This window comes from Flavobacterium gossypii (assembly GCF_014138495.1).
Taxonomy (GTDB): domain Bacteria; phylum Bacteroidota; class Bacteroidia; order Flavobacteriales; family Flavobacteriaceae; genus Flavobacterium; species Flavobacterium endophyticum.
On sequence record NZ_JACJIS010000001.1, the window covers coordinates 2,040,372 to 2,058,445 of the forward strand.

The 18,074-nt window shown below is 37.3% G+C and carries 12 protein-coding genes; 4 read left to right on the forward strand and 8 right to left on the reverse strand.

Annotated features, from left to right (window positions below; all coding sequences use genetic code 11):
* The first annotated feature begins 1 nt into the window (after nt 1).
* The 4 genes from GGR22_RS09260 (at nt 2) to GGR22_RS09275 (ending at nt 8,569) form a co-directional block, all read left to right on the forward strand.
* A complete protein-coding gene (locus tag GGR22_RS09260; RefSeq protein WP_182493389.1) occupies nt 2–1,603 on the forward strand; it encodes a RagB/SusD family nutrient uptake outer membrane protein in 1,602 nt (533 codons plus the stop codon).
* Nucleotides 1,604–1,622: 19 nt separating this feature from the next.
* Entirely contained in the window at nt 1,623–2,729 is a 1,107-nt protein-coding gene (locus GGR22_RS09265; protein WP_182493390.1) for a SusE domain-containing protein, read from the forward strand.
* 55 nt (nt 2,730–2,784) lie between these two features.
* Nucleotides 2,785–5,688, forward strand: a complete 2,904-nt coding sequence (locus tag GGR22_RS09270) for an alpha-amylase family glycosyl hydrolase (RefSeq protein ID WP_182493391.1) — start codon at nt 2,785–2,787, stop codon at nt 5,686–5,688.
* A gap of 127 nt (nt 5,689–5,815) precedes the next feature.
* Complete coding sequence (locus tag GGR22_RS09275) at nt 5,816–8,569, forward strand: AsmA-like C-terminal region-containing protein (RefSeq protein ID WP_246336933.1); 2,754 nt, start codon at nt 5,816–5,818, stop codon at nt 8,567–8,569.
* Nucleotide 8,570: 1 nt separating this feature from the next.
* On the opposite strand, the gene GGR22_RS09280 is transcribed toward GGR22_RS09275, so the two are convergent.
* The 8 genes from GGR22_RS09280 to GGR22_RS09315 form a co-directional block, all read right to left on the reverse strand.
* Nucleotides 8,571–10,133 (reverse strand): hypothetical protein, encoded by a 1,563-nt coding sequence (locus GGR22_RS09280; protein WP_182493392.1) that lies wholly within the window; start codon nt 10,131–10,133, stop codon nt 8,571–8,573.
* Between the two features lie 149 nt (nt 10,134–10,282).
* Complete coding sequence (locus tag GGR22_RS09285; protein ID WP_182493393.1) at nt 10,283–11,185, reverse strand: hypothetical protein; 903 nt, start codon at nt 11,183–11,185, stop codon at nt 10,283–10,285.
* The gene (locus GGR22_RS09290) at nt 11,172–12,269 is read right to left on the reverse strand and encodes an RNA polymerase sigma factor (RefSeq protein WP_182493394.1); all 1,098 of its coding nucleotides are present in this window, start codon (nt 12,267–12,269) and stop codon (nt 11,172–11,174) included. Before GGR22_RS09290 ends, GGR22_RS09285 begins: the two co-directional genes overlap by 14 nt.
* Nucleotides 12,270–12,272: 3 nt before the next feature.
* On the reverse strand, nt 12,273–13,265 hold the full coding sequence (locus GGR22_RS09295) for a hypothetical protein (protein ID WP_182493395.1): 993 nt from the start codon (nt 13,263–13,265) through the stop codon (nt 12,273–12,275).
* A gap of 177 nt (nt 13,266–13,442) precedes the next feature.
* The gene (locus tag GGR22_RS09300; RefSeq protein WP_182493396.1) at nt 13,443–14,051 is read right to left on the reverse strand and encodes a MarR family winged helix-turn-helix transcriptional regulator; all 609 of its coding nucleotides are present in this window, start codon (nt 14,049–14,051) and stop codon (nt 13,443–13,445) included.
* Nucleotides 14,052–14,218: 167 nt separating this feature from the next.
* On the reverse strand, nt 14,219–14,479 hold the full coding sequence (locus tag GGR22_RS09305; protein ID WP_182493397.1) for a DUF2024 family protein: 261 nt from the start codon (nt 14,477–14,479) through the stop codon (nt 14,219–14,221).
* Between the two features lie 19 nt (nt 14,480–14,498).
* Nucleotides 14,499–15,239, reverse strand: coding sequence for a hypothetical protein (locus GGR22_RS09310; RefSeq protein WP_182493398.1), 741 nt, complete (start codon nt 15,237–15,239; stop codon nt 14,499–14,501).
* A gap of 256 nt (nt 15,240–15,495) precedes the next feature.
* A complete protein-coding gene (locus GGR22_RS09315; RefSeq protein WP_182493399.1) occupies nt 15,496–18,039 on the reverse strand; it encodes a T9SS type A sorting domain-containing protein in 2,544 nt (847 codons plus the stop codon).
* Nucleotides 18,040–18,074: the final 35 nt, after the last annotated feature.

An 18,074-nucleotide genomic window follows, 5' to 3' on the forward strand; every position in this document is an offset into this window, starting at 1 on the left:
AATGAAAAAAATGTTAGATTTATTAGGGAAGAAAGCCTTGTTGTTGCTGATTATTTTGGCAATAGGCGTTTCTTGTACGGATGATTTAGATGTGACGCCAGAAGACGATGACGATTTCACAGCTGAAAAATTCTACGAAAATCCTCAAGCATATAGAATGTTCTTGGCAAAACTTTACCTAGGCTTAGCAAAAGCCGGAAACGGTGAAGGAGATGGCGGAGAAGATTTGGCAGGAATTAGAAATGACTTTAGTCCATATTTGAGAGCTTTCTATACTTTGCAGCAATTGCCAACAGACGAATCTGTAATTGCATGGCAGGATGGTAATTTGCCTTCAATGAATACTCATACATGGACAAGTAACAATGAATTCATTTATGTGATGTACTCTAGAACTTTTTACCAAATCAGTTTGGCCAATGAGTTTCTAAGACAGTCAACTCCAGAAAAAATAGGAAGCAGAAATGTAGATCCGGCCATTTTAAGCGATATGCCATCATATAGAGCAGAAGCTAGATTCTTGAGAGCATTATCACTGTATCATGCTATGGATTTATTTGGTAAAGTTCCGATCGTTACAGAAAATGATCCTGTTGGTTTCTTCTATCCGCAGCAGAGAGAGAAGCTTGAAGTTTTCAATTATATAAAAGATGAGCTGATTGCTATTGATGCCGATTTGAAAGAATCAAGAACCAACGAATATGGCAGGGTAGACAAAATTGCAGCAAAAATGCTGTTGGCTAAATTGTATTTGAATGCAGAAGTATATATCGGACAAGATAAATATGCTGAAGCAGCAACTGCGCTAGAGCCAGTTTTAAATTCAAGCTATCAGATTGCAAATGTTCCTTACAAATACCTGTTCATGGCGGATAATGACGTGAATGGCGCTCAAAATGAATTTATTTTCCCTGTACGTTTTGACGGACAATATACTACAAGTGGTGGGACTAATTATTTAGTTCATGCTTCTATCCTAAGCTCAATGAATGCCAGCGACTTCGGTGTCGATGGTGGATGGAAAGGACTAAGAGCTAGAAGAGAGTTGGTAAACAAGTTTGCCGATGTAACTGGAGCTTCAGACAACAGAGCGATGTTCCACACCACGGGTCAGAGTTTGGACATCGCAAGTATTGCAGATGAGACTCAAGGCTATGGCGTAACAAAATGGACAAATAAAAAATCAGACGGTTCAAATGGTTCTAACCCTTCAGGAGCATTTGTAGATACAGATTTTCCACTATTCCGTTTGGGAGATGCTTACTTAATGTATGCTGAATTAGCAGCCAGAGGCCATGGTTCATTATCGCAAGCTGTAACTTATGTGAATGCTTTGAGAACTAGAGCAAATGCCGGAACTGTAGGTCAAGCCGATCTTACTTTAGATTTTATCCTAGCAGAAAGATCGAGAGAATTGTATTGGGAATGCCACAGACGTCAAGATTTGATTCGATTTGGAAAATTCACAGGAGGTTCGTATCTGTGGCAATGGAAAGGCAACTCTGCCAATGGAGCGCCTATTTCAGATCACTTGAAATTGTTCCCAATTCCGGATAGAGCAAAAGCAGCTAATCCAACTTTAGTACAAAACACAGGATATTAATAAAATAAAAATCATAAATATGAAAAATATAGCAAAATCACTAATTGCATTATTCGCTGTCTTGGCTGTTTCTTGTAGCTCAGACGATGTGGAAGACAGGCCGGTAATTACGGCAAAAGATGCGCCAGTACTTGTTGCCCCAGAGGGGAGTAATGTCTATGTATTGGCAATAGAAAATGCGGCAAATCAAGCAGAGCGTTTTGTTTGGACATCTGCTAATTTTGATCAAAATGTTGCAGTGAATTATACTGTGCAACTTGATAAGGCAGGAAACGAATTTGCAAATCCACAAGATTTAGGATCTGTAATCGGAGCAAACCAATTATCAGTTTCTGTAGAAACACTAAACACTAAAGTGAGAGCTGCAGGTGGTGAAGCATTTGTAGAAGGCACATATGAAGTAAGAATAAAAGCTAGTGTTAATGACACATTTGAGCCATTGTACAGTAATGTAGCAACAATTTCAGTTACACCTTATGTAGCAGTTATTCCTAAATTGTTTCTTGTAGGACACCCTCAAGGTTCTTATGGATTAGGAGAATGGTCACCAGAAACAGCGATGGAATTGAGATATATTGGAAACGGAGTAACAAGAATTTATGAGGCTTATGTAAAAGTGGGTGTAGGACAAGCCTTTAAATTTATCGGTAACCAAGCTTCTTGGGCAGACGTAGTTGGAAACTATGGAGTTATTGGTGGAGTTCAAGACGGAAATCTTAAAAATGGAGGAGACAGTGGCGACATTAAAGTAGCAGAAAATGACGGAAATGGCTTGTACTATATATGGGTTGATATCGATAACCTAAAATACAAATCGGTTAAGATGAATTGGGGAATCATTGGTTCTGCAACTGCAGGAGCATGGGAAAATGAAACTGCTATGGCCTATAATTTCGCAGCTAATAAATTTACAATCTCTGCTCCGCTTAGCGCTGGAGAAATGAAATTCAGAGCAGCAAATGCAGGAAATTATATTGCAAGCAATGCTTGGAAATTTAATGTTGGTAACAGCGATCCGAAAGTAGCTTACAATCCTGATGCGCCAAACTTTGCGGTAGCAGGAGGAACAGCCAACCTAGAACTGACCATTAATTTTGATGGTACAGCTATTGTAGGAGGCTTATAAAAACAAAAAATAAAGGCTGCCCGATTTCAGGCGGCCTTTTTTTAATTAAGATAAGATGAAAAAAATTACGCTATTATTTCTATTGATGGTTTCCTACGCATGGTCGCAGCAACAAACAGTTACTTATACTGTGGCTCCGACAACCTTTGAAGAAAACCAATCAATTACATTAACCTTCAACGGAAGCAGTATCAATGAAGCAACGTGGGGAGTGACAGGCAATGCGCTTTACCTTTGGTCATGGTCTTTCGATCTCAATGATCAAAATAATGCCGATTGCCCTACGAATGGATCTTGGGATAATTCAAACGAAGCCAATAGGCTGACTTATAATGCTGGGACGGATAGATATTCCATAACTTTTGTGCCGAATACATTTTACAACAGGACAGGTATCGGAAGAATAGGATTTCTGATCAAAGCTAAAAACGGCAACGGAGATAAAAAATCCCAAGACATTTTAGTAGAAGTTGGAACTTTTCAAGTCAACTTGACGGCCCCAGTTCAAAACAGCAGTACGATACTTGCATCGGGTAGCAATTTTACGATTTCAGCAACCAATACAGGCGGTAATGCCAGTTATGTGTTGAAATCCAACGGAGCCACGATTAATACAAATGCAAGCACGGCAAGCTATTCATTTAATCACACAGGAATTACTTCCAACCAAAACTATTCCCTGGAAGTGACCCAAACAGGCACTACGATTATAAAAAACTTTTCAGTTATTGTAAATCCTGGCGCCATTAGCGAAGCCCTGCCAGCGGGAATGAACGACGGAGTCAATTATAATTCTGCAGATCCGACAAAGGCTACGCTGGTTTTAAATGCTCCAAACAAAGATTTCGTATATGTAGCGGGAAGTTTTAATAACTGGCAACCTTCTGGAACTTATGCCATGAAAAAAGACCCAGCATCCGGAAAATTTTGGCTTGAAGTAACAGGACTGACTTCTGGAACAGCATATACTTATCAATATTGGGTTTGCGATCAGACTGATCTTCCTGCGAATTCACCTGCTTTGGTAAAGACGGCAGATCCGTTTTCTACATTGGTCTTGAGTCCGTTTGATGATCCAGAAATAGCTACTTTGGGCGTTTACCCAAACTTGCCGATATATCCTGCCGGCCAAGAAAGAGAAGTTACCGTTCTTCAAACCGGACCAACAGCATTCTATAATTACAATTGGAGTCCAGCGACAACTAATTTTGTGAAACCAAGCAAAAAGGACTTAGTAATCTATGAAGTTTTGGTAAGAGACTTTGATGCTAACAGAACCTACCAAAACCTAATCGACAAGATTGATTATTTTAAGAACCTAAAGATAAACGCAATCCAGCTCATGCCGGTTATGGAATTTGAAGGCAATGAAAGCTGGGGTTATAATACAGTTTATCATCTGGCTTTGGATAAAAGATATGGAACCGAAGCAAAGCTGAAAGAATTTATCGACCTATGCCACCAAAACGGTATTGCCGTAATTTTTGACGTTGCTCTTAATCACGTATATGGACGTTCACCACTAGAAAGAATGTGGATGCTCGATACAGACAACGACGGCTGGGCAAATGGAGTTACACCTGAAAATCCATATTGCAATCAAAACGCGATGCATTCGTACAGCGTAGGAAGAGACTTGGATCATTTTAACGAGCCAAACAATCTTACAAGCTATTATGTCCAAAGAACAATACAGCATTGGATCAACGATTTCAAAATAGATGGTTTCCGCTGGGATTTGACCAAAGGATTTACGCAAAATTGTCCGTACACTGGAAGTGCTTCCGCTCAAGATGCGTGTACCAATAATTACCAAGCAGACCGTGTTGCAAAATTGAAATACTATGCAGATCTGCAATGGGCTATCGACCCAAATTTCTATGTAATCTTTGAACATTTAGGAACTGGTGGCTCTTACAACGAAGAAGTAGAATGGGCCAATTATAGAAAAACAGGCGATGCTGACGGAATTTCCAAAGGAATCATGCAATGGAGAAAAATGACCGACCCATATGCCAATTTCTTAAAAGGAAACAGTACAAATCTTGCCGGTGTTGCAGATGCTACTGACAGATTTATCGGTTATGCCGAAAGCCATGACGAAGAAAGAGTAGTGTATAAAGCACTTACAGAATCAGGTCAGACTAACGGAAACTTGCCAAAAATATTGACAAGATTGTCTGCAATGGGCGCTCTTCATTTGCTAGTGCCTGGACCTAAGATGATCTATCATTTTGGAGACTTGGGCTACAACAGCTCTATCTTTACATGCAATAATGGAACGGTAAATACGCCTTCTGACGCAACGGCTGGCGATTGCAAGCTAGATACAAAACCACAGCCTCAATGGACAAGCAATTGGCTTGCTGATGTAGCCAGAAAAAAAGTATATGACGATTGGGCAAAAATGATCGCTTTCAAAAAGAATGAAAATGTTTTTGAAAACGGAACGCATGCTTGGAACTTTTCTCAGACCGGAAGACCAAGACTTGATATTTGGACAAGCACTTCGCAAACAGAGAATTTGAGCTATGTTTTTGTCCTGACCAATGCTACAAATACAGCATATAATGCTACTGCAGGATTTCCTTATGCAGGAACATGGTACAATTTGATGGACGGTACGCCGATAACGGTGACCGATGTAAATATGGCTATTCCAATCGAGATTGACGGGTTCAGGATTTTTGGAAACAAACAGGCCTTGTTGGAAAGAACTAATTTCAATACAAAAGCTGTAGCGCTATATCCAAATCCGTCGAGAGGACTTTTTAGCATCAGTATCGAGACCAAACAAGTGTCGATTTATTCGATTGCTGGACAATTAATTAAAGAGTTTAAAGGAGATTTCAATAAAGAATATCAGTATTCAATTGAAAATCTGAATCAAGGAATGTACATCGTTAAAGTAGTAGACGCTCAAGACAGAGAAGCTACGCTGAAACTGATGAAACAATAATTTTTTGAGTTAGTTTTAAAGTTAGGTTTTTAAAAATGCCTTTTCGAGAAATTGGAAAGGCATTTTTTTATTTAGATGCAGAAAATTCTTGTTAGGAAATAAACTTTCATCCCATTACTTTTGTAGTATGAAAATGTCATTTAAAAAAATTGGGATTAAAGTTCTCAAGATAACGGGTATAACTATCGCAAGCATTCTCTTGCTGATGTTTCTTTTGCCGTTGCTTTTCCCTGGAAGGATTGCCGAACAAGTGAAAGCTTTCGCCAATAAAAAACTGGATGGAGAATTGAGTTTCTCAGAATCCAACCTATCTTTTTTTAAACATTTTCCTTCTCTTACAGTTACCTTGGATGATTTTTCGCTTAAAGGTTCTGCTCCCTATAAAAATGATACCCTGGTTGCCGCCAAAGATGTGTCTTTTGGTATAAATCTGAAAAACCTGATTTTTGATGGTATTGTCAATATTGACGAAATTTATGTTTCTAAAGGCCTTATCAATGTAAAAGTAAACGAAAAAGGACAGGCCAATTACAATGTATATATTTCTGATAACAAAGAAGTTTCAAAAGATACTACAGGAACTTCGATACGCTTGGAAAGAATCGATATTCACAACGTATTGCTGAAATACGAGGATATTTCTGCAAAGATAAATCTAGAAGCCAGAGGGTTTAATTATCTCGGTAAGGGTAATCTCGACAAATCGATTTTCGACCTCTACACAGAAGCAAAAATAGAATCCTTGGATTTTGCTTTTGATGGAGAAAAATATCTAGAAAACAAAAAGATTGATGCCGATCTGGTTACCAAAATCAATACGAATTCCCTGTCTTTTGTTTTTCAGCAGAACGACCTGCTCATCAATAAGCTGCCGATAAGCTTTATAGGAAAGATGAATTTCCTTAAAGACGGCTATGACATCGACATAAAGATTGAGTCGACGAACAGCAGGCTGAATGATCTTTTTACAGCTTTGCCTCCAAAATACGTGACCTGGCTTGAAAAGACAAAAGTAAAAGGCAGAACAGACCTGTTGCTGACTTTCAAAGGAAATTATAACGCCTCGCTGAATCGCAAGCCCGACCTAGCATTTGGAATGAATATCAGGGAAGGAAATATAGCGTATAAAGATGCGCCATTTGAAACGTCTAATATCGCTTTAAAGTTTTACACAAAATTACCTTCGTTAGAGACGGAAAAACTCGAAGTAAGTCTCGATACGCTGCATTTTAATATAGGCGATGATTATTTAAGCGCCAAGATAAAATCGAAAGGCATAAAGAATATTGATTTGTCTGCTAACTTGAAATCAAAATTAGACCTCTCCAAAGCAATCAATGCTTTAGGAATAAGCAATATAGAATTGAAAGGAAAACTTTTGGCCGACATCAATTCAAAAGGAGAATACAACAGCGAGAAAAAACTGTTTCCGGTCACGGACGGAACGATCAATCTTCAGGAGGGTTTCTTGAAAACGGAATATTATCCAAATCCGATTACCGACATCAAATTTATCGCCTCGGTTAAAAACCCGACAGGCAAATACAAAGACTTAAAAGTAAATGTAACACCTGCGTCCTTTGTTTTTGAACAGAATCCAATTTATGTAAAAGCGATCTTGTCTGATTTTGATGATGTCAGCTATGATATCGTGGCAAAAGGAGAACTTGATATTGCCAAGATTTATAAAGTCTTTAGGCAAGAAGGTTTAGATGTGAGAGGCTATGCAAAAGCAAATCTGTCACTGAAAGGAAAACAAAGCTATGCTACGACAGGACAATATAGCAAGCTAAACAATAAAGGAAGCTTGTTGCTAAGAGACATAAAAGCAACGTCAGAATTATTTCCGAAGCCATTTTTTATTAAAGAAGGACTGTTTACGTTTCACCAAGACAAGATGAATTTTGACAAGTTCAGCGCTAATTATGGCAAATCAGATTTTGCTATGAAAGGCCGATTGGATAACGTAATTAATTTTGTCCTTGAGAAAAATGCTGTATTGAAAGGCAATTTCGAAGTGAATTCTGCTTTTATTGCAGCGGACGAATTCATGGCCCAGGAATCTGCCAAAACCGAAAAAGTATCAATATCTGATGCTGAAAAAAATACAAAAACAGCGGAAGCATCTGGAGTGATCCTTTTGCCGGAAAATTTAAATGTTTCGTTATTGGCCAATGTGAAAAAATTAGAATACGACGGGCTGGTTTTAGATAATGTTACGGGAAGCACAGCCCTGAACAAAGGCAAACTGCTTTTCCAGAAAATTGGTTTCGAGATTATAGGCTGCAGGGTAGGAATCAATGGTTTTTATGATGACCACAATATGAAACAAGCTGATTTTGATGTGCATTTTGTGGCTAAAAACTTCAATGTCAAAAAAGCCTATAATGAAATCGAGATGTTCAGGAAATTGGCTACAGCCGCCGAAAAGGCAGAAGGTATTATTTCGCTAGATTATACCGTGAAAGGCCAATTAAATGAAGAAATGAAGCCAATTTATCCAACATTGGTTGGAAAAGGTGTTGTTTCGCTCAGCAAAGTCAAAGTCAATGGATTGAGGCTTTTTAACCAATTGAGTAGCAAGACCGATTTTGAGAGTATTGACAACCCAGATTTGAGCCAGGTAGATATCAAATCGACTATCAAAAATAATATAATCAGAATCGAGCAGACCAAGATGAAGGTCGCGCTTTTCAGGCTGCGCCTTCAAGGAGAAACCAGTTTTGATGGCAAGTTGAACCTTAAAATACGTGTCGGATTGCCTCCATTTGGATTAATCGGAATACCAGTAGTTGTGACAGGAACACAGGATAATCCAAAAATCAAAGTATTTAGCAAAACCGGAGAAGAAATCCAAGAAACGAAGCCAAATCAGCAATAAATTATAGCAAGGTCTTTTTCAAGCCTTCGCCAATATTTCTCCAGAAAAAATTGTAGAAAGATTTTTCTTGAATTCGTTCTACTTCAACTTCTGTCTCGACGATTTTTTCATTAGAGTCGTTTTTCACAAAAAGATTACCAACCGCAGAAAGGAATTTGTTTTTCTTCTGCGGATTTTTTTTCTGATAAACCGTAACTTTTATATCATCGTATTTGATAGCAAAATCTCCTTTGGATTTCACGTCGTTCCCCGTAAAATTGAAATAGACTTCATTGAGCTTGCCTTCAACCGCTACATTCATATACGGTTTTGTAAAAGGCCTCAGTTTATGTGCAGGAAACTGGAAAATACTACCTTTGATGTTAAATCCGTCAGATTTATCCAATACATTAAAGCGCCAGTTTACTTTCATAGGCGAGACGTTCATGAATTTGCAATTAATGGTGATTTTTACGTCAGGAAGCTTTTTCTGATTATAGCCGCTGTTGATGTCGGTTACAAACATATTGAATTTGTTGAAAGAGAGCAATCCTGCTCCTTTTTCAAACGTTTTTTCTTCCTCATATTCCAACGTTGATTCCCGAATCGCAAGCGTATCGACATGCAGCGGGAATTTGATTTCACGGAGCAATTTATTATACAGAGGCTTTTTTGAAAGATCATCAGGCGGCATTTTCGGACGGTAGATGCTGGCAAAAACCTTTTCTAAGAAGATGTTGGTCGAATTGAAATAAAAAACGTTGTTCTTAAATCCCCAATCCATATTGTTGATGCTTATTTCTTGTGCATTTACGGTAAAAATATCTTTTTCTTTCGGAATCTTTCTAACGAATTCCGGGCGGTTGTATTCCGGTATCATGCTGAAATCGGCTATTTTCAAGTCCGATTTGTCGGTATGTATTTTTTTAGCAGTCAAATGATAGAATTCGCTGGCTCGATAATAAATACTGTCACAGTCAATTTCAAAATTTTTATAACTGAAAGGAATTTTTTCTTTTAGCGTTGTGTCGTCCAAAGTGATGCCGTCAAGCTGCATAGAAAGATTGTGTACAATCAACGAAGCTTTATTGTTGACTGTAGAAATAATCTGCAGGCCGGAATTAAAAAGATAAATGTCGGATACGGAAATCGTATTTTTAAAAGGAGCAATGACCTTATCGCGAATGCTCTTAGGATCGTTTAAAGCCTTGTCGTTATCTTTAAAAAGAATAATTTCGGGCTTGTTTATGACGATTTTATCAGCTACAATCCTTTTGCCAAAAACGATTGACCAAGCGCTGATTCCTTCTACTTTAATACTTTGGATGGTAGCGTAAATTCCAGACTTTACGTCTTTTTTCTGCAAAGATGATTTGGGTACAACAGTAATGTCTTTAGCAACTGCGTTTCCGTCCCACAAAGCAACTTCTAGCGTTTTGTAAGTAATCTGATAAGGAGAATTATTGTTTTCGTTAATGATGACAGGAAGTTGCTTCCTGATCCAATAGTTTAGGCCTATGTTCAAGACAAGGGTTAAAACGAGCAAGCATCCAATTCCGATCACTACTTTTTTCCACCAAACCATAGAATTTCTTTTAGTATTTCATTTAAATATACCTATAAAAATGGAGGCTCGGAAACTAAGAAGGATTTATTATAAGAAAATTATGATTTGTTCATGCCTGTTTTGAGGAGCTAACTATCAACTATCTACTTTCAACTATAAACTGTTAATTATAAACTATAAACCAGTTGCAATACAAATCTTTTCTCCGAAAAATCATTTTTAGTCTTGAAAGATTCATTCTCATCCTGCTTATTAGTGAAAACCAAATTGTTTGCTTTTCCAGAACTAAAATGCACCGCAACAGAAAGATGTCTTGAAAGAGAATACTGCACTTCGGCTAAATAGCCTATCTGTAAGGCTTCGGCTTTAAATGTTTGTGTTTCATTTAGAGTAGAAGGCAGTTCTTTAGACGATCCTAAAAAGTAGGATTTATAGTTGCTTGCACTGAAAAACCCACCTATGGAAGGCATAAACTTATTTATTTTGTAGTAGAATTGAATTGGAACTTGAAACTGAAAATGTTTGTTTTCAATAGACTGAAATAATTTAGGCTTGTTGTTTGTAAAATAATAACCATTGAGATCGCTGTCCTTTTGTAATGCGTCAAACGAAAACGGACTTGCCCAATACAACGCATCGACTCCAATTCCTACAGAAAAATTAGAATTGAAAAGTTCTTTTCGTGTCCAAATTCCTAAGCCAAATCCGATGGCATTCGAAGCATCCATCTTTTTAAACAAACTGTTGCTGGACAGACCAAGATGCAATTTGCCTCCAAAAAACCAGGTTTGTTTTTCTTCTTTTTTAATATTTCTTTTATTGGTGATAAGAACAAGAGTGTCAATAGGAATTTGGATTTTTTTTCCGTTTTGAGTCAGTTCTAATTTGTCTTTTTTATTGTCTTCCGAAGTAAAAATTGCTTTATCTATTTTAATTACCGGCTTTTCGATAAAAATTGTATCGTGTATGATAATTTCCTCATAGACAAAAATTGTATCGACTTTTTTTTCTTGAGAAAAAGCAAAAGAAGTTATGGTTAAAAAAAGAAATAGGAATTTATTCTGAAACATAAATGGTATCTTTTTTTATAATTTGTTTTTTGATGATCACTACTTTTTGAGATTCATTTTTTGCAGAATCTTTGGGAGAAACATGAGTGGATTCTTCTGGCATTTTTTGAGAATTATTCTTTGAAAGTGTTGCTTTTTCTTGTGTGAAAATGGTTTTTGTTTTTTTGGATTCTATCGCAGTTTTTTCATTTATTACAACATTTTCAGGGCTTATAACAAGTTGATTTTTAGACATACTATCTGTAGTCTCAACATTCAATTGATGTTCTTTTTTTTGCACCACCTTTTTTAGATTAAAATCATAGGCATAAAAAGCAACACCTATTGCACATACCAAACAGATGCTTATCGTTATGATTTTTGACGCTGAAGCTATTTTAGCCAAGCCTATAAATTGATTTGGAATTGCTGTCTTTTTTGGAGTTAATTCGAAAGCTTTTAAAGGTTTTATTTCAAAATCTTGAAATTGTTTTTTATAAAAATTAGCGAACATTTGGTTTTCAAAACCTAAAAAGAGCAAGAAAGCAATACGACGTTTCTTTTTCTCATCAACTGGTTTTTCTTTTATTCTTTCCAATAGAAAAAGCTGGATTGTTTTTCTAGCCCTGGATAAATGCGATTTTGAAGTGCCAGTCGAGATATGAAGTATTTTGCCAATTTCGCTATGTGAAAATTGATCAACCACATACATGTTAAAAACAGATTTATGATGTTCAGGCAAATGATCTATGGCCTCTAATATGTCATTTCTTTCTAAATCGGCAGAGAGGAGTACACTTTTGTTATCTATTTCTAGGGTATTCATAATAGTAGTTGAATCAACAATTTCATAATCTTGATGCGTTGAAAAGTTTATTTTTTTTACCTCTTTCAAATGATGGATGGCCATGTTTATGACAATTCTGCTCAACCAACCTTGTAAGGCACTTTTATCCTTTAAAGTGTCTTCTTTTTGGATTGCTACAATAAAAGAATCTTGGACGATATCCTCGGCTGTGGCAACATCCTTTATATATCTGCGACAAATCCCCAAGAGTTTTGGGGATGTCTTTGTATAAATATCATTCCAGTTGATGCTATTCATGGTTTAGTTTTGAACTACAAAAAGCGATAAGAATGTACCTTGGGAATCTGGAAGTTCAGCTGCCTCGACTCCGTTTATGGTCAGGTAGCTAATATAGCTATCAATCCCTACCTGAGTGATTTTGTAAGTGTTGTTATTTAGAATTTTAAAATCCATAATTCCGCCCAATTGAGGTTGTCCTGCATCATGTAATACGCCGTTTTTATAGATGCTAGCAACATCAGTAAGATACACGTTGTTATTCTCAAAAAACATAGATGAAATTGCAGCGACAGCTGGAAAAGAAGTTTCTGTACCAGTAGTTATGTTTTTATAATAGCCACCACTGTTTGCAGTTCCGTAGGCATATACTTCGTTATTATTTTTAGCTAAGCCAGTTAGTGTAGCAAATGGGATTTCTGTAAAAACATTGTTTGTATAATAACCATTTAAGGTTAAAGCGCCAGTATTGGAAGCAGCTATATAAACAGTATTGTTTACTGCTTTTATTTTAGGATAGTTCTGAACGTAAGCACCATAATCACGAACTACCGTCTTGACGCCATTTTTCCAATATGCAAGGCTATAATCTTCAAAAGTGATTATCCTTCTTTTGGTGTAGCCTACAAAATAAACATCATTTCCAGCTACTTCAAAATCAGTTATAGCCATGACTTCCTCTCCATCAGTGCTTAGGCTGGTTTTTAAATTGGTTAGCACGCCATTTTTCCAAAACATAGGGAAAGTTTCAGTTGTAGTTGTTCCAACACCGATTCCTAAGACATACACGTCATTGTTTGCTACTATAATTTTGTTTGCTGTTGGAGCCGTGATTCCTCCAGAATCTAGCAATACAAGTTGGTTGTTTTTCCAATAACAAGCCTGGCTGTTTTTCTGGCCAGCAACATAAACATCTACAGAGTTGTTAGTCGGAGTATCAGTATCCACTAAATCCTCACTGCAGGAAATTTGTAATAAGCCAGTAAATACCATCAGGGTAAGTAAAATCTTTTTCATAATAAAAAATAAATTGAGTTAATATACTTTAATTTTATGATAAGAGCGAAAAATCTGAAAAGGTTGCAGTAAAAAAGTAAAATAAATGCAAAAAGGATAAATTTTTGCATCGGATGAAGTTGTTGCAACGGCTGTAATAACAACCATTGACACGATATAAAAGATTGGTTTTTGAGGCTAGTAAGCCATGGATTTATCCTGAAACTCAGGACAGTCGATACGAATGTCTCTGGCTTCTAATTTCATTACGAGCAAATCGCAAAAATGTTCAGAACCAACTTGAGAATAAAACTTGCAGTTATAGCAAGTCCTCTGGATATCAATAATGTGTGATTTATTCAGCCCGATAATAAGATCTGAAATGCTTTTCCAGATAATTTCTTTGTCTGATTCGCTGGTTTGGGAAATGATTTTAGTGACTGGGTTTGGAAAGTCTTCCGTTTCGACAACGATTCTCTTTCCGAATTGAGTAAGTAGGATTGTATAGCTTCGTGAATCATTCAAATCGACTGATTTTTCAATCATATTCTTTACTTCCAGAATTCGGACGGCATCGCTTATCGTTGGCTTGGTGACGTTAAATTCTTTTGCCAAATAACTTACTGTTGATTTTTCCTGCGTATGATTGTGAATGAAAATGAGCAGCTGAATCTGAATCGGGCTTAGTGAATGTTCCTTGGCTTTTTCCCATAACAATACCTTAAAAACTTGCGACAGCCGTTCAAGGCCTGCAACTATTTTGTTGTCAAGATTTTCGTTTTGCGTAGTAAGGTTAAAAACCGACATAATATAAATTTTAAAGCATGTTACCTGTTCTTGCTGTCGTCTCTTGCCAAAAATAACCATTTTTAGCTAGCTATATTCTCTTCTGTAAATTTTTAGGATTCTTAAATCGTTAAAGTTTCACACCCAATATTTTAGATGTGAAACTTAATAAACCGTTTGCTGATTGGCTAGCAACCTTCCATTTCGATTATAAAATACCCTTTTTGTTCGATACTGGTGACGATTTCTTCCGTTGCCTTTTCGATATGACAAAAGTTACATTCTTTAGAGGTCAATGTTGAATCTTCCTCGTTTTTTGATTTCAGATACTTTTTTCCAAAATCGTATATGGTTTCTAAATCTGAAATTTCATCCGGAGCCAAGATGTCAAAATGCATAATGCTTCCGTCTTTTTTAGTGACATAAGTGTCCCAAACAGCTACTTTCATAAGTGTGTCTTTAGAGTTATTATTTTACGTTGTAAGGCAATGACAAATTTCCGCTGGCTACAGCATATACTTTATAAACGCCTAACATAGGTTTCTCTCCAGTTTCTGTATGAGCGCTGTTTCCGCTAGTATTTACTTCCATAAAACAGGCTACAGCATCAAATTTAAAATTAGTTTGGTTGTTTATGCGGTAATCTGGAACAATTACTTTAATAGAATTTCCTTCTGTAACTACATTAAATCCAGGGCTGTCCATATACATTGGCATATTAGGGGCCGTTTTTGGCAGGATAACCGACTTGTCCTCTTTCTTAAATTCTTTTACAGACAAGCCACCTGGGACTCTTTTATCTTCTGTGAGAATTACCCAATGCGGATGCCAGATAATACCGTCATTGTCGAATATACCGTCTGCGTTTTCGTCCCAAATAGGAGTGTCGTCAAAATCAGGATGTGATGTTAATGCCAAAGCTACGATGCCTTCTGTTTTGTTGAATCCAACATCGGTAGGCTTTAATGTTGTAGGAAAAACATATCCTAGAACGGGAGCTCCATTCAGCTGTCCAGCTTTTTTAGGAGTTGTAGCGCCAGCTTGGCCAGCCACTTTTATTTCCCAAATCGTTACGCCCAGTTTTTTATCGTGTTTGACAGAGGCCGATTTGATTTTAAAATCTTCGTTATTGTAATTGACACATTTGTCGCATGCGCTAGCTGTATAATAGCTAAATAAAGTGATGAGTAGGAGTGCTAAATTTTTCATGTTGTTGTTTTAAATATTAATTGCAAAATCGCAGTACAAATTTAGTAAGGAATCCTAACTAAAAACAATATTTAACATTTGTTTAAGAATTATTGAATGTATAATGTTTCAATAATTAGGGATTTATTACTTATAAGAAAAGCCTAAGTAATCTTAATACTTAGGCTTTTCACGATATTTCCAGTTTTTTGGAAATGGTGAAGTATAGGTGGTAGAAGTTTTATTAGGATTTTGAAAAATCAAAAAATTAAGGTTGTCAATCTTTAATAAATAAAAGGGTTTCAAATTTATTTTCTGCAAAAACCTGAGTCAGATAAGCTCCTTTTGCTAAAGAATGTACATCAATTTTAGTATCTCCGTTGAGTCGCTGTTCCATTATTTTTCTTCCGTTCATATCATATATAATAACCTTCTCAATAACAGTTTCTGAAATTAAATTCAAAATATCTTTTGTTGGGTTGGGATACAATATGAAATTGTATTTCACATTTTCGCCAATAGCCAAAGCAGGATTAAAAGCTCTAACAGCTAAAGAGGCTGAAGCTTCGCAATTGCTGATTGTTTGTGTGGCATAATATACCGTATCATTTATTAATACAGTATTGATTGGCAATTCATCAGTATGATTGGCAGCTGTTTCGGCTGTAGCATACCATTTAATGTTTTGGCCATTAATGACTAAAACGCTCAGATCATCACCAGCATTAAAACTTTGGACTGGGTCTCCTGTCGGAGCGATTATCGGAGCTTCTTCGGTAATTGTAAACGATCGGGTCGTGCTGCAATTGTTGGAATCTCTTACAGTCACTACGTAAGTTCCGGCTGCCAATCCAGTCGCTGTGCTAGTCGTTTGTACTGGAGTAGTATCCCAAGAATACGAATAGGAGCCAGTTCCGCCAGTAACGTTTACCGTAGCAGATCCTGTGGCATGGCCATTACAATTTACATTGTTTTGTGACGCAGCAGCAGCAGATAAGGCAGTCGGTTCTGCAATAGATGCTGAAACAATACCAGTACATCCATTAGCATCTGTTATGGTTACGGTATAACTTCCGGCGGCAAGACCTGTCCTGTCCTCTGTAGTAATACCACCGCCCCAATCGAAGGCGTAAGGAGAAGTTCCTCCGGATGGTGTCAGGTTTATGCTTCCAGTAGATGCTCCATTGCAAGTCACATTACCTACAATCAAAGTACAGCTTATAGTCGGAACCGTTAAAGTAGCATTGTTTGATGTCGTAGAAGGAGAGCAATTTCCTGTTGCAGTTAGTCGATACAAATAGCCATTCATGGTCGCTGTCACTCCGGTAACGGTTAAAGTTGCTGTTGTCGTTCCAGAATAAGGAGGTGTGTTAGACAAATTTGTAAAGCCAGAACCGGTATTCACTTGCCATTGATAAGCTGTAGCATTGTTAACTGTTGCAGAAAAGGTGGTGTTGGCTCCTGCACAGATTGTTTTTGACAAAGGCTGGGTCGAAATTCTAGGAGAAGGATTTACCGTAATTGTAAACGTAATAGGCGCTCCTGAACAAGTAGTGCCTAAATTGTTATACCTAGGAGTAACCGTTATAGTAGCCGTAATAGGTGCATTGGTTGTATTGGTTGCCGTAAAAGAAGGAATATTTCCTGTTCCGGATGAAGCAAGTCCAATTGAAGGTTGATTGTTTGTCCAGGAATACGTAACCGGAGTGCTGTAATTCAATTGAACTTTTAGGTTTTTCGGAGTGCCGGAACAAGGATCTCCAAAATTGTCATTCGTAGCGTTAAGACGAAAAGAATTCTGCCCCAAAGCAATTGCAGATACGACGCTAATGCTGCTTGACGAATGGCAAGATCCTAAAGCAAAACTGCCACAGCTTCCTGTCGGATTTCCATAACTAGCAAACAATACATTGGTGAATGTAGAACCTGGAGGAGCTTTTAGGTTTAGGGTGCCTCCTTCGAGTACTGAGCCACATAACACTCCTATAGTATTGCTACTAAAATTTACAGCATTAGTCATACTGCTGTTACATACAGTCTGATTACTAACATTATTTACTGTCGGTATTGGATTGACATAAACCTCTTGTGTTTGAGAAGCGGTTATCGTACCATTACTTGCGGTTACGGTATACGTACCTGCATTAACAGTAGAAGCATTGTTGATACTTGGGTTTTGAAGCGTTGAAGTAAATCCATTCGGCCCCGTCCAATTGTAAGTGACCCCGCTCGTGAGTCCTCCGAAATCGGATGCCAAGTTTAATGCACTTCCTAAACAGGGAGCGTTAGCTGTGGTAACTAGAGGCAAAATGTCAGTATTGAATATCCACTCGCCACCCGGAAGTCCTCCTGTATTAGTTACTTCGATAGAAGTAATACCAGGCTGAATAATAGTCAGTACCCCATCTCCATTGATGAGCTTGCCTCCCGATATTGCTCCTGAACCCCAGGCACACATTCCTGAATAAGCAGAGAAATTGGAATTTTGCAATGCATAAGGACTTCCATTTACAGAAACCGAAATTATATTGTTGACGGCAGTAGAAACAAAACCGTAAATTTTGACACCAGCAATAGGTTTGTTGAAAGTATAACTGACTTTACCGTTATTACGAATTCCTTGAAAGTAGGGCAAAGGATTTCCAAAACAAGTAAAGGTACTGGCATCTCCTTGTCGAGTAACAGAAACTATAACGTTTCCCACATTAAAGTTTCCATTACCAGTAGCCGGTAGTGTATAGTAAGGTTGTTGTGCATATAGGCTATCTGAAAAAAAGATAAAAAATAGCATTATTAAAATAGAAGTGTAGTGTTTTTTCATGATAAAGAATTTGAATTTTGGCCTGTTTTAATTTA

Coding starts and splice junctions, on each gene's coding strand:
- GGR22_RS09260 (WP_182493389.1), top strand. CDS start 2: ATGAAAAAAATGTTAGATTTATTAGGGAAGAAAGCCTTGTTGTTGCTG.
- GGR22_RS09265 (WP_182493390.1), top strand. CDS start 1,623: ATGAAAAATATAGCAAAATCACTAATTGCATTATTCGCTGTCTTGGCT.
- GGR22_RS09270 (WP_182493391.1), top strand. CDS start 2,785: ATGAAAAAAATTACGCTATTATTTCTATTGATGGTTTCCTACGCATGG.
- GGR22_RS09275 (WP_246336933.1), top strand. CDS start 5,816: ATGAAAATGTCATTTAAAAAAATTGGGATTAAAGTTCTCAAGATAACG.
- GGR22_RS09280 (WP_182493392.1), bottom strand. CDS start 10,133: ATGGTTTGGTGGAAAAAAGTAGTGATCGGAATTGGATGCTTGCTCGTT.
- GGR22_RS09285 (WP_182493393.1), bottom strand. CDS start 11,185: ATGTTTCAGAATAAATTCCTATTTCTTTTTTTAACCATAACTTCTTTT.
- GGR22_RS09290 (WP_182493394.1), bottom strand. CDS start 12,269: ATGAATAGCATCAACTGGAATGATATTTATACAAAGACATCCCCAAAA.
- GGR22_RS09295 (WP_182493395.1), bottom strand. CDS start 13,265: ATGAAAAAGATTTTACTTACCCTGATGGTATTTACTGGCTTATTACAA.
- GGR22_RS09300 (WP_182493396.1), bottom strand. CDS start 14,051: ATGTCGGTTTTTAACCTTACTACGCAAAACGAAAATCTTGACAACAAA.
- GGR22_RS09305 (WP_182493397.1), bottom strand. CDS start 14,479: ATGAAAGTAGCTGTTTGGGACACTTATGTCACTAAAAAAGACGGAAGC.
- GGR22_RS09310 (WP_182493398.1), bottom strand. CDS start 15,239: ATGAAAAATTTAGCACTCCTACTCATCACTTTATTTAGCTATTATACA.
- GGR22_RS09315 (WP_182493399.1), bottom strand. CDS start 18,039: ATGAAAAAACACTACACTTCTATTTTAATAATGCTATTTTTTATCTTT.